The 12,350-nt window shown below is 70.6% G+C and carries 10 protein-coding genes; 6 read left to right on the forward strand and 4 right to left on the reverse strand.

Annotated elements, in window-relative coordinates; all coding sequences use genetic code 11:
- Positions 1–54 precede the first annotated feature (54 nt).
- On the forward strand, positions 55–612 hold the full coding sequence (locus QSK31_RS31715) for a TetR/AcrR family transcriptional regulator (RefSeq protein WP_285688242.1): 558 nt from the start codon (positions 55–57) through the stop codon (positions 610–612).
- A 122-nt stretch (positions 613–734) separates the two neighbouring features.
- Here the strand turns inward: QSK31_RS31715 and QSK31_RS31720 are convergent, their stop codons facing one another.
- Positions 735–2,198 (reverse strand): tetratricopeptide repeat protein, encoded by a 1,464-nt coding sequence (locus QSK31_RS31720; RefSeq protein WP_285688243.1) that lies wholly within the window; start codon positions 2,196–2,198, stop codon positions 735–737.
- 11 nt (positions 2,199–2,209) lie between these two features.
- Entirely contained in the window at positions 2,210–3,748 is a 1,539-nt protein-coding gene (locus QSK31_RS31725; RefSeq protein ID WP_285688244.1) for a PstS family phosphate ABC transporter substrate-binding protein, read from the reverse strand.
- Between the two features lie 96 nt (positions 3,749–3,844).
- Between QSK31_RS31725 and QSK31_RS31730 the strand changes: the two genes are divergently transcribed.
- Positions 3,845–4,132 carry a hypothetical protein gene (locus QSK31_RS31730; protein WP_285688245.1) on the forward strand — a complete coding sequence of 96 codons (288 nt, stop codon included), beginning with the start codon at positions 3,845–3,847 and terminating at the stop codon, positions 4,130–4,132.
- A 123-nt stretch (positions 4,133–4,255) separates the two neighbouring features.
- Positions 4,256–5,941 (forward strand): peroxidase family protein, encoded by a 1,686-nt coding sequence (locus tag QSK31_RS31735; protein ID WP_285688246.1) that lies wholly within the window; start codon positions 4,256–4,258, stop codon positions 5,939–5,941.
- A 40-nt stretch (positions 5,942–5,981) separates the two neighbouring features.
- On the opposite strand, the gene QSK31_RS31740 is transcribed toward QSK31_RS31735, so the two are convergent.
- Positions 5,982–8,810 (reverse strand): M36 family metallopeptidase, encoded by a 2,829-nt coding sequence (locus tag QSK31_RS31740; RefSeq protein WP_285688247.1) that lies wholly within the window; start codon positions 8,808–8,810, stop codon positions 5,982–5,984.
- Positions 8,811–8,943: 133 nt separating this feature from the next.
- Here QSK31_RS31740 and QSK31_RS31745 point away from each other — a divergent pair, with 133 nt between their 5' ends.
- Together QSK31_RS31745 and smpB are read left to right on the forward strand one after the other, a co-directional pair.
- On the forward strand, positions 8,944–9,321 hold the full coding sequence (locus QSK31_RS31745) for a hypothetical protein (protein ID WP_285688248.1): 378 nt from the start codon (positions 8,944–8,946) through the stop codon (positions 9,319–9,321).
- Positions 9,318–9,797 (forward strand): SsrA-binding protein SmpB, encoded by a 480-nt coding sequence (gene smpB, locus QSK31_RS31750; protein WP_285688249.1) that lies wholly within the window; start codon positions 9,318–9,320, stop codon positions 9,795–9,797. The genes QSK31_RS31745 and smpB overlap by 4 nt, the downstream gene beginning before the upstream one ends.
- Here smpB and QSK31_RS31755 read toward each other — a convergent pair.
- A complete protein-coding gene (locus QSK31_RS31755) occupies positions 9,794–10,909 on the reverse strand; it encodes a sugar ABC transporter substrate-binding protein (RefSeq protein ID WP_285688250.1) in 1,116 nt (371 codons plus the stop codon). The two genes, smpB and QSK31_RS31755, sit on opposite strands and share 4 nt — an antisense overlap.
- A gap of 398 nt (positions 10,910–11,307) precedes the next feature.
- Between QSK31_RS31755 and QSK31_RS31760 the strand changes: the two genes are divergently transcribed.
- On the forward strand, positions 11,308–12,054 hold the full coding sequence (locus QSK31_RS31760; protein ID WP_285688251.1) for an alanyl-tRNA editing protein: 747 nt from the start codon (positions 11,308–11,310) through the stop codon (positions 12,052–12,054).
- Positions 12,055–12,350: the final 296 nt, after the last annotated feature.

Below are 12,350 nucleotides of genomic sequence, written 5' to 3' on the forward strand. Positions count from 1 at the left end.
CTAAAGCGGAGGGGCACCCCACTTGTCAATGCGTCCTGGATTACACTCGCCGTCGTGCCCGGTCCACCGAAACGCGCGGACGCCCGCCGCAACTACGAGCGGATCCTGGCCGCCGCCGAGGAGGAGATCGCCCGGGACGGCGCCGTCGCGTCGCTGGAGGAGATCGCCCGCCGCGCCGGGGTCGGGTCCGCCACCCTGCACCGGCACTTCCCGTCCCGGCGGGCGCTGCTCGAGGCGGTGTTCCACGACCGGGTCGAGGTGCTCTGCCTCCAGGCGCGCGACCTCGCCGGCGCTCCCGACGCCGGGCAGGCGCTGGCCGACTGGCTGCGGGCCGTCGCGGTCTTCGGCGCGACCACCCGCGGCCTGGCCTCGTCGATGCTTCCCGGCGTCGAGGCGGCGGCGGACAGCGACTGCGGCCCGATGCTGATGACGGCCGGCGACATCCTCCTGCGGCGGGCCCGGACGGCCGGCGCGGCGCGGCCCGGCGTGACCATCGCCGACGTGCTGACCATCGTCAACGCGATCTCACTGGCGACCGAGCAACACCCCCGCGCCGCCGAGGAGGCGGCCCGCCTCACCACGCTCGCCCTCAGCGGTGTGGTCAGCGCCTGAAACGCGGATCGGCGACCATGACGGGATGACGTTGATCATCCGGGACGCCGCACCGGTGGCCATCGCCCAGCGCGAGCTGACCGCCGGCGACACCACCCCGGCCGACCCCACCTGAGCGCCGGTCAGGTGGTCGCGGTGAGGCGGCTCCGGAACTCCGCCTGCGCGGTCTGGAAGACGGCGTTGAGGTTCTCCAGCTCCGGCTCGGTGGGATCCCGGTTCAGGGCCACCTCGATCTTGAAGTCGCCGTCCACGATCGTGACGTCGAGGCGGTCCAGCAGGCCGGCCGGGAGTCTGGTGAGGACGAACTCGCGGAACGCGCCGGCGATGGTGGACTCCATGTCGCCGCAGCCGCAGGTGCGGCCGTCCAGGACCGCGGTCAGGTGGCTGCGGCCGACGAGCGCGTCCGGGTGCACCGGGTCCATCACCGCCAAGCCCTCCTCCAGGACCACGCGCGCCTCCGGCAGACGCTCCTCGTGCTGCAGGAAGAGGCCGAGCGCGACACCGGCCCGCCCGACCGTGTCGTGGTCGGCGCCGCGGCGCGCCTCGCTCAACGCCTCGGTCAGCCGCTGCTCCGCCGGCACCGCCTGGCCTGCCTCCTTCAGGGCGAGACCCCAGTTGCGCAGCACCTGACTGCGCAGTTCCGGGCCACCGGCACGGGCCTTCGCGTGCGCCCGCGCGTACGTGGCCAGGCCCGCCTCGGCGTCGCCGGCCTCGCCCTGGGCCATCGCCAGGCCGAGCGCCGCCATCACCGCCGCCTCCTGCCTGCCCTGACGCTCGTAGGAGCCGAGCACCCGCTCGATGGCCCGGACCCGGCCGGCGTGGTCGCCCAGCCCGCGGCCGAGGTTCGCCTGCGCGGACAGGGCGTTGAGCGTCGCCTGGTGGTCGGGGCCGAGCCGTTCCTCGATGACGGCGACCGTGGCGGTGAGCAGGGACATGGACGCCGGATCGCCGTCGTCCAGCGCCTGGACGACCCCGCCGCCGATCTGCGCGACGACCTCGTCGGGCAGCTGGGAGAGTCCGGGGAACAGCGGTTCGCCGGAGCCGGCGGCGTGCACGATCACCGCTCGCAGCGCCAGCGCCGAGGCCACCCGCTCGTGGCCGTTGCGCCACAGGTTCGCCACCGCCTCCTCGACGACCTGCCGGGCCTCCCCCGGGTTGCCACGCCGCAGCAGCAGGTCGGCCAGCGGTTCGAGGCCGAACGCGTACCCGGCGTGCTCGCGCCCGTAGAAGGCGAGCCGGTCCTGGGCACCCTGCCGCAGCTCCGCCTCCGCCTCGTCGAGGCGTCCGGCCATCCGCAGCGCCAGGCCCAGGTTGAGCCGGTAGGTCAGCTGGTCCTTGCGGGACTCGTGATCGCGCGGCGCCGCGGACACCGCGCGGCGGTAGCACTCGATCGCGCGGTCGTGCTGACCGGTGTTGAGCAGCACGGTACCCAGGTCGGACTGGGCGCTGGCCCATGGCGCGCTGCCCTCGCCGTGCTTGTCCGCGACGGCCGACAGCTCGCGGGTCACGAGGTTCTCCGCGTCGCCCATGCGGCCCTCGCGCAACAGGGCGAAGGCGACGTCGATCGGGGTGGGGGGTGTCGTCACGGGCCGGAAGTCTACGGACTGCCGGCCGGCCGCGCGGGCCGGCACAGCGCCGGGTTCCGCAACTCGTCACAAGGGCGGTTCCCATGCGTACGGAGGATGTCCGCGCCGACCTGATTCGTGAGGTAGCGCAGGAAGCTCGCCGCCAGTGAGGTGGCCGCCGGCTCGCCGTACGTGTAGCCGAACTCGGTCTCCCAGAATGGGTACGCGCCCTGGTCGGCGGCCCCCGACGTGGCCGGGCTCTCGCCGATCGTGACCAGCGCGACGCCCTTGCGGCCGGTCGCCGCGCCCAGCTCGCTGTAGCCCATCGCCCCGGGCCGCTTCGCCACCACGTCGAGCAGGTCGCCGGTGCTGCCGCGCTCGCAGCGCAGCGGTCCCGCCCGGCCACCGGGGTCACGGTCCCGGCAGTCGTTGGAGTTGGTGGCCTCCTCGCGGACGCCGCCCAGGATCCGCTTCTGGAACGTGGTGCGCGTGCCGGACTGCGTGTTGCGGCTGACCAGCAGGATCGGGACGTCATTGCCGCCGATCTCGGACCAGTTGGTGTACCTGCCCTGATAGATCTCGCGGATCCGGGCGATGCTCAGGTTGTGCACGCCGGCGTCCTCGTTGACCGCCAGGGTGAAGAGGAAGAGCGCGAGCGGCCGCGGCACCAGGCCCGGGTACAGGTCCGGTTTCGGCCCGTCGGAGAACGCGATCATCTCGTCCGACCTCGCCGTGTTGAGCTTCTCCAGGCCGACCCCGCTGCTGCCGAGATCGAGGGCGAAGGTCGCGCCGTCACAGGTCTTCGCGTACGTGTCGGCGGCCTCCCGGAGCACCGGCCCGGCGGCGGTGGAACCGACCAGCGTCAGCCGGCCGCCGGCGCAGTCCAGCGGGGTGTCGGCGTTGTTGCGCAGGAAGACGATCAGCTGCCCGACGACGAGCATCATGAGGAACACGACGAGCGCGATGGTGCGCTTCGGTGCGCCCGTACGCGCGCGGGTGACTTGGATCTGACCCCCGCCGACCCCACCCTTGATCCCGCCGACCACCTCCGGGTCGTCGTAGACGCCGAGCCGGCCGTTGTGGTTCCCGCCCCGCTCCAGGGCCGCCAGCACCTTGTAGTGGGCGCTCCGGTTGAGCGGAACCTTGGGCAGCTCGATCACGTCGTCCTTGACCGCCATGCCGGAACCGGCCTCGAACGCCGGGCGGAGGAACTCGTGGCTGAGCTCGGTCACCACCACACCGGCCACCCGCCGCCCAGGGAAACGCACGCGCAGGCCGACCTTGTCGGTGTCCAGCACGGCGTAGTCGTGGGGATCGATGTTGGTGAAGCCGTTGTTCTCGATCCGCAGCAGCACCAGCGTCGGGTCCTGCAGGTCGTGACCGTCCATCTGCAGTTGCCTCAGCGCCCCGGCCGCGTCGATCGTGCCGGCCACGTCGGTCGCCGTCGTGTCCATCTGCACGCGGTAGCCCAGCCGCTTACGGCCCTTGAAGACGAACTCGTAGAGGGCCGCGCCGACGGGAACCGCCACGCCCAGCGCGGCGAGCGCCACGCCCGCCCAGACGTCAATCACTACGCCGAGGTTAGGACCGGTTCACACGGCGTGCCACGACCGGAGAGACTGTTCAGGGAGCGTTCACTGGGCGTCCGCAAAGGAGGCGACGGCATAATGGATCTCGTGGCGAACTGGGAGTACGCGAGGCTGGAGTACCGCTCGGCGGGGACCTTCGGCGCGGACAAATTCATGGACTGGACCGCGACGTTCCATCACCCGGGCGGCGTGCTGCGCTGGGGCACGGACGAGCGGTTCGACGATCTGCGGCACCTCAACCGGGCGGGCGCGGCCGGGTGGCAGTCGTACGACCGCACGGCCATCCACGTCATCAACGAGCCGCACCGGCTCGCCTCGGTGACCTACTCGATGCGGCGGCCCATCCCGGCCCCTAACGGTCAGTAAGGCGACACCGGAGTATCTTTCCCCGCCCTCGGCCGCTCCCACCAACGGACGCGGCCGAGGGGGACGCGTCCCGCCGGCCGTCCATCGCGGCGGCCGGCGTTCCTCGGGGGAAAGGTGCGCAACGTGAAACGCCACATGCGCGAGAACTACTATGTGGTCGGCGAGGGGATCCTGACCACCGGCGAGGACGGCGGGCGGACGGAGCGACCGACCACCCTGGCGGAGCTTCGCAAGTTCCGGTTCTCACGGCTCGGGCCGAAGGGTAAGCCGCTCGACGAGCTCCTGCTCGCCAAGGTCGCGAAGGCCATGACGGTCGCGCCGACCGAGGCCGACCCGGTGCAGCCCGTGTCGGCCGACCCGCCGGTGCCGGCCGGCTTCACCTATCTGGGCCAGTTCGTGGACCACGACCTGACCCTGGACAACACGGCGGCCGCGCTCGGTGAACAGGTCACGGTCGCCGAGCTTCTGCAGGGCCGGTCCCCGGCCCTCGATCTGGACTCCGTGTACGGGCGGGGCCCGGCGGACGCCGACGACGACCGGTTCTACGCCGCCGACAAGACCCATCTGAAGGTCGGCCTGACCGCGGCGCTGGACGGGGCCGGCACCAACGTCAACCTCAACGGGTACGACCTGCCCCGCGCCACCCAGGGATCGACCAAGGCGGAGCGGCAGCGGGCGCTGATCCCGGACGCCCGCAACGACGAGAACCTGGTCGTGGCGCAGACCCACCTGGCGTTCCAGCGGTTCCACAACCGGGTGGTGGACCACCTGGCCGACCACGGCGTGCCCGGCGCGATGCTGTTCAGCCGGACCCGCGACCTCGTGGTCAAGCACTACCAGTGGATGCTGCGGACGGACTTCCTGCCGCGCATCGTGGACGCGTCCATCGTGGACGACGTCTTCACCAACGGCCGGCGGTTCGTCGAGCCGGCGGCGGGGCAGGACGGGCCGTACCCGAGCCTGCGGTTCGGTGACACGCCGACGATGCCGATCGAGTTCTCGGTGGCCGCGTACCGGCTGGGTCACAGCATGGTGCGGGCGGCGTACGACTGGAACCGGATCTTCAACCAGAGGCGCGGGACGCTGCGGCTGCTGTTCATCTTCAGCGGCACCAGCGGCAACTTCGACCCGTTCAACCCGAACGTCAACGACCAGGAGTCGGGGCTGTTCGAGCGGCTGCCGACGAACTGGACCGTCGACTGGCGCCGGATGTACGACTTCGCCGGCGAGGCGGGACGCGCCGACCTGGCCGGTCCCGACGGGTTCAACCTGGCGCAGAAGATCGACACGCTGCTGGTCGACCCGCTGGCGCAGCTGCCGTTCGGCGCGTTCGGCGGCTCCGGCATCGACCCGGCCTCGCCGCGGCTCAACCTGGCCTTCCGCAACCTGGTCCGGGCCAACATGGTGGGCCTGGCCAGCGGCCAGCAGATGGCGAGGTTCCTCGGCATCGGCGAGCTGAAGCCGGACGAGATCCTGAACGGTTCGGGCGGCGCGAACCTCGGCTCGCTGACCGACACCGAGAAGGAGCAGTTCACCAAGCGGACGCCGCTCTGGTTCTACATCCTGCGGGAGGCCGAGCTCAACGGCGGCCGCCTGACCGGGGTGGGCGGCCGGATCGTCGCCGAGGTGTTCCACCGGGCCATGGAGGGCAGCCGGGTGTCGATCGTCCGGGATCCGTCCTGGCGTCCGAACCTCGGCCCCGACCCGGACACCTTCCGGATGGTGGATCTGCTGCTGTTCGCGTTCGAGGGACGCAAGGACCTGCTCGCGCCGCTGGGCGACGAGGAGCCGCCGGCTCCGCCCGCGTGAGTGGAAGGGGCCCGGGGACGACCCGGGCCCCTTCGTCTCGTCAGCTGCCGAAGACCTGGAACTCGGCGGTGGCGACCTGGGTCGCCCCCGGCGTCGTCGAGCTCGCGCAGTCCGTGGTGCTGCGCGGGTCGTTGTCCTGCTCACCGGCGTAGAGCGGGTTGCCGGTGCACTGGTTGGTGAGCGTGCGGTAGCGCACGTGGGTGGCGTTGCCCGGGCGCACCGTGAACGACTTGATCACGAGCTCCGGCACCTTCGGCCGGAACTGGCCCGAGGTGAACGCGTTGGCCGGGCTGACGAACACGCTGCGGTAACCCGCGTCGGTGGCGCAGTCCTGGCCGGCCGTCGCGTTGCAGGTGAGCACCTCGAACTGGCGCACCCCGGTCATCGGAGTGCCGTTGAAGCCGCTGACCTGCACCCGCGAGACGAGCTGCGGGGCGGTGCCGGGCAGGTCGACGGTGACGGTCCTGCCCGCCACGCCGCCGGTGCCGGCCCACGAGGTTCCCTCGACGTCGTCGATCAGGTTCGGCAGGTTCACGCCGTCACCGGTGGCGGTGGCGCCCGAGGTGGACGAGGCGAGGTTCGCCGGCATCACCGCGGTCACGGCCGTGGTCACGCCCGCGTACACGGGCTGGGTGAACTTCTTGTGGCCCAGGCCCTTGCCGATGGCCAGGAACTTGTAGGTGCCCGGCACCACGGTGAAGGTGTCCGGGATGGCGGTCGCCGGGTCGGTGTCGGCCACCGGGACCGAACCGAAGTCGAAGTCGCCGATGTAGAGGCGCGCCACCTTGCCCGCGCCGCCGCCGGCCGGCTTGAACTTCAGTTCGACATTCTCCGTGTACGGCGACGCGAAGCTCGCCACCGGGTCGATGTCCGACGGGCCGCTCGACGCGCCGGCGCCCATGCCGCGGGCCGCGAACGCGTTCCAGAGCAGGTCGGCGTTGGCGCCGTCGAACCGCAGCGCGTCCGCCGTGATCATGTTGTCGCGCATGTCCAGCATGCTGATCTGACCGGTGGCGGCGAGCAGGAACGAGTCGAACACCAGCTGCGCCCAGCGCCGGTTGCCCGGGCACTCGGTCGCCGGCGTCTGCCCGTTGGCGCAGCTCTCCTGCACGGCGCGGGTGCCGGTGCCGTACCGGGTGATGAGGTTGCGCCGGACGTCGAACTGGGTGGCGCTCCAGATCTCACCGTCGGAGTGCACGGCGGCGCCGCGGTCGTACCCGAAGTTCGAGTAGTTGAGCGGGCTGTTGCTCATGTCGAAGTTGCGGATGCCGGTGGCCAGGTCGCCGGTCACGTACCCGCCGGTGACGTACGGCGTGTTGCCGCGCGGCACGTAGCCCGACTCGAACAGGTACTCCATGGCCAGCAGGTCGGACCAGCTCTCGCCCATCGAGCCGCCCTGCTGCGAGCTGATGTTCGAGTCCGGGCCGGCGATCATGCGGTTGCTGATCGCGTGGGTGTACTCGTGCCCGATCACCGTCATGTCGTAGTCGCCGTCGACGCACGGCGGGTACGCGGCGCCGGCGATCGGCTGCCACATGTACATGTTGGTCACCGGGGTCACGCCGTCCGGCGGCGAGGCCTGGTTGGCGTTGTTGCGGGTGGTCTGGGTGTTGGCGCCCTGCTGCGCGTTGCCACGCTCGGCGTCGTTGCCCTTCCCGTACGCCGAGACGTTGGTCTTCTGCAGGTTCCAGGTCGCCTCGGTGAAGCCCAGGTGGTACGACCAGTCGTGCATCCGGTTGTGCATGGCGAACAGATTCGCCGTGGCGGCGTCCACGTCCGCCTGCTGCGGCGACGCGAGCGTGGTCGGATCGCACTTGCTGGCGTTCCACTGGTTGGTGAACGGGTACGTGTAGTCCCGTGCCGGGCTGGGCGTGGCCGGCACCTGCGGCGACGTGGTGTCCCAGTTGCGCACCGTGTACGCCGAGTTGCCGCTGGTGGTCTGGCTGGTCACGCCGGTGTCCGGGTCGATGTCCCACGCCTTGCCTGTGGCCGGGTCGAGCACCACCCGCGAGCACTCGGGAGCGGCGGCGGCACACCAGGTGGCCCGGCTGTCGGCGCCGGTGGTCGGCGTGCTGACGAAGACCTTCCAGTGCGGGTTGTCCTCCGACTCCTCCTCCGCGGAGTTCACCAGGTTCTCGCGGACCAGGATCTTGCCGTCACGCGCGTCGACGAACGTGGTGTAGCCGAGTTCGCCGTCCTTGGACAGCAGCACGACCTCGAACGCGGTGCGCGCGGTGGCGCCCGGCATCGGCATGGCGACCGTGCGGACCCGGTGGGTCGACAGGTCGGCGCGGGTCAGCTTGGCGTCCCGCAGCGCGGCGGTGACCGCCTGGGCCTGGGTGAGGGTGGCCGGCTCGGGTGCGGCCACCTCCGGGCTGAGCGTGGAGCTGACCGAGAGCACGTCCCCGGCCTTGACCGCGACCGAGACCAGACCGTCGTGGGCGGCGGGCAGCTTGCCGAACCTCTGGCGCAGCAGCACGACGGAGCCCTTGCCGACCGGGGTGGTCGCGACCGTCTCGAGCGAGTCGACGGCCGAGGCGTCCAGCGCGAACGCGCCGCGGCTCTGCTTCAGGTACTGCCTGGCGGCGGTCACCGGGTCCTTCGACAGGCCGGTGGCCAGCCTGCCGGTGAGGCTCGCCGGGGTGCCGAACCTGTTGTACCGCGCGCCGGCCAGCCGCGTGCGGGGAGCGACCGCACCCGGCCGGTTGTCGACGAAGTCGTGCTCGTGACCGACGGCGTCGCCGGTCAGCGGGGTGCCGAGAGGGGTGGTGGGAGCCGGGGCCGCGCCGGCCGGCAGGGGCCCGGTCGCGATCAGGGTGGTCGCCGCGAATAGCCCCGCGGCCAGGGCAGACCGTGTGCGTCTGTGCACGCATGCCTCCTGAGCTGCTGTCCCGGAGGATCTCTTCAGGACAGTCGGAGACTACTAAAGTATTTGCATATATTGATGCGGGCGGTGGTTTTGTTAACAAGGGTCGCGGGAACCGGAGGGCTAGGGTCTGCCCATGACCAGCCCCGACGCGATGATCAAGCTGGCGACGCGGCTGGACCCGGTGGCCGTGCCGACCCTGCGGGCGACGGTGCAGGATCTCGTGGCGGTGCAGGCCAGCCGCACGGCGTCGCTGGTGTTCGACGAGCATCCGGCACCGGCCAGCTCGGGCGGAGGCTTCCGCTCTGGCGTGGCGCGCGTCGGGTGCGCTGATGGTCCAGGCAGGCAGTTCTGGCGTACGCTCCGCCGAAACCGCCGCGCGCCTGATCCGCGAGGCCGCTTTTTCTCCTCGTCTTCGGCTCCCGCCCCGCCATCAAGACCGAGCTGTCGCGCCTCCTCCTACCCGGTTAATGATCGCCGTTTCCGGGGGGTCTCGCGCACAATGACCGGATGACCCGCGAGACCGGGCGCAAACTCGTCGCGTCCAACAAGAAGGCCCGGCACGACTACGCGATCCTCAAGACCTACGAGGCCGGGATCGTGCTCTCCGGGACCGAGGTGAAATCATTGCGCGCGGGTTACTGCTCCCTGCGGGACGCGTTCGCCGGCGAGCACGAGGGCGAGATCATGCTGTACGGGCTGCACATCGCCGAGTACGGCTTCGGCAGCTGGACCAACCACGCCCCGCGCCGCACCCGCAAGCTGCTCCTGCACCGGGTGGAGATCGACCGGATCCGCGCCCGCCTGCGCGACGAGCACGGCGTCACGCTCGTACCCCTGTCGCTCTATTTCAACGACGGGTGGGCCAAGCTCGAACTGGCCCTGGCCCGCGGCCTCCGGTCGTACGACAAGCGGCAGGCCCTGGCCGAGCGAGACGCGAAACGCGAGATCGCCCGGCACATGGGCCGCCGCCTGAAAGGTCGTGCCTAGATCCCGTTCTCCTCGCAGAGCTCCGCGAACTTGCCCTTGCACACCTCTGCCTTGCTGGCGAAGCCGGCCTGGATCACCTTGGAGATGTTCTCCTTGGTGATCGGCTCCGGCTGCAGGCTCACGAACGGCACGTAGGCGCCCGACTCGACGTCCTTCTGCGACGAGCCCGTGGCCGGCGTCTCGCCGTTGTAGAGCGCGATGGCCAGTTTGGCGGCCTCGAGCGCCTCGTTCTTGATGTTCTTGAACACCGTCATGCACTGCTCGCCGGTGAGGATGTTCTGCAAGCCCTGCACCGTGGCGTCCTGCCCGGTCACCGGCACGACACCGGCCAGCTTCTTCTTACGCAGGACCTCGATGACAGCGTTGGCGAGCCCGTCGTTGGCGGCGACGACGCCGCGGATCTTGGGCTGCTGGGCGAACATCTGGGAAAAGACGACACCGGCCTCGTCGTTGGCCCAGTCGGCCACCCACTGGTCCGGGCCCTTGGTGTAGTCGGCACGGTCGTAGATCGGCTGGAGGACCTCGTCGTACCCGTTCTTGAACTCGGTCGCGTTGTTGTCCGTCGGCGAGCCGTTGAGCTCGGCGATGACCGGGTTCTTGATGCTCTTGGCTTCCAGGCACTTGTTGAGCTCGCTGGCCTGCAGCCGGCCGACGGCCTTGTTGTTGAACGACACGTAGTAGTCGGCGCCGCCGTTGAGCGTCAGCCGGTCGTAGTCGATCGTCTTGATCCCGGCGGCCTTGGCCTTGTCCAGCACGATCTTCGAGGACGGCGAGTCGAGGTTCGTGACCATCAGAACCTTGACGCCGCTCTCGATCATGCTGTTGCCGATCTGGATGAAGCGGTTGCGGTCACCCTCGGCGTTCTGGATGTCGACCGGCACACCGGCCTGGTCAAACGCCTGCTTCAGGAACTTCGGGTCGTCGGTCTTCCAGCGCTGGGCCGACTTGGTGTCGGGCAGGATCACGCCGATCTTGCCCTGGCCGGTCGACTTCGTCTTGGAGCCACCACCACTGTTCGCCGCGCCACCGTCCCCGTCATCACTGGTGCAGGCGGTCAGACCACCAGTAGCCAGAAGTCCGAACACGGCGAGCGACGCCATTGCCTTACGCATGAACGGGGGTCCTCTCGGGGTCCTCAAGGGGGGAATCGAGGCGTGCCGCGAGGGATGGCGGCCCTCGGTGCGGGTCCAAGATACGTCGTGACACCGCGATTGGTGCACTCCGAGTCCCCCTCACATCCATTTCATAACCGAAAAGCCGATCCGTCCTCACGTTCCGTCGATCAAGTCCCCACCGTGCGCGAGCGGAGATCGCTTAGTTGGTCCACCAACTCAGACCACGCCCACCCGGCCCCTCCCGGACCGCCATCCCCACTTACCCACGGTCACTCCGCGATCCTTTCCGATTACCGGGAGTTTGGGGCGCCTCGTCCTCCCCTCCCCTTTTCTCCCCTGGCATCCCCCGACGCGCCTCGGTCTGACCTGGGCGTGGGCGGGCCTAGGATCGGCGAATGGCGTTCGAGCGGCACGGGCACACGCACCGGTTGGACTGGTCCGACCCCACCCTGCGCGAGTGGGACTGCACGGTGGTGTGGTCCGACCCGGCGAACCCGGAAGCCGGCATCGTCCTCGACCGCTCGGCCTTCTACCCCGGCGGCGGCGGGCAGCCACCGGACCACGGCGTGCTGCTCTGGGAGGGCGTACAGACCCGCGTGGTCGACACCCGGAAGGGCGACGACCTCTGTCTGATCCCCGCCCCCGGCGACCCGGTCCCCGCCCCCGGCACAGCGGTCCGCGGCGCCCTGGACGACGACCGCCGCTCAACCTTGATGCGAACCCACTCGGGCCTGCACATCCTCTGCGGAACGGTGTTCCGCGACTTCGGCGCCCTGGTGACCGGAGGCAACATGCAGCCCGGCGAGGCCCGCATGGACTTCAACCTCCCCGAGGTCCCACCCGGCTTCAAACAGGCCTTGGAGGACGCCGTCAACGCCGAGATCACCGCCGACCGCAAGATCGTCGCCCGGGTACTCCCCCGGGACGAGGCGCTGGCCATCCCCGACCTGGTCCGCACCCAGGACGCCCTGCCTCCCCTGGAGATGCCCGAGATCCGCGTGGTCGACATCGTCGGCCTGGACGTCCAGGCCGACGGCGGCACCCACGTAGCCTCCACCGCCCAGGTAGGCCACATCACAGTCCAGAAGGTCGAGAGCAAGGGCCGCCAGAACCGCCGCGTCCGCATCAAGCTCTCCAGCTAGTCCGCCGCCCTCTCGGCGACCTTCACCTGCCTCTTCCCTGCCGCTCTCTTTCCTACCGCCTTTTCCCTGCTGCTCTCTTCCCTGCCGCTCTTCCCTGCCGCTCTTCCCTCTCGCCTTTTCCCTGCCGCCGCGGACACCCGGCGTGCCCCTCCCGCTCGCCGCACCGCGGCCCCTCCCGCTCGCCGCACCGCGGCCCCTCCCGCTCGCCGCACCGCGGCCCCTCCCGCTCGCCGCACCGCGGCCCCTCCCGCTCGCCGCACCGCGGCCCCTCCCGCTCGCCGCACCGCGGCCCCTCC

The organism is Actinoplanes sp. NBRC 103695, from assembly GCF_030269485.1.
GTDB lineage: Bacteria > Actinomycetota > Actinomycetes > Mycobacteriales > Micromonosporaceae > Actinoplanes.

Coding starts and splice junctions, on each gene's coding strand:
- QSK31_RS31730 (WP_285688245.1), top strand. CDS start 3,845: ATGGATCTCGTGGCGAACTGGGAGTACGCGAGGCTGGAGTACCGCTCG.
- QSK31_RS31745 (WP_285688248.1), top strand. CDS start 8,944: ATGACCAGCCCCGACGCGATGATCAAGCTGGCGACGCGGCTGGACCCG.
- smpB (WP_285688249.1), top strand. CDS start 9,318: ATGACCCGCGAGACCGGGCGCAAACTCGTCGCGTCCAACAAGAAGGCC.
- QSK31_RS31755 (WP_285688250.1), bottom strand. CDS start 10,909: ATGCGTAAGGCAATGGCGTCGCTCGCCGTGTTCGGACTTCTGGCTACT.
- QSK31_RS31760 (WP_285688251.1), top strand. CDS start 11,308: ATGGCGTTCGAGCGGCACGGGCACACGCACCGGTTGGACTGGTCCGAC.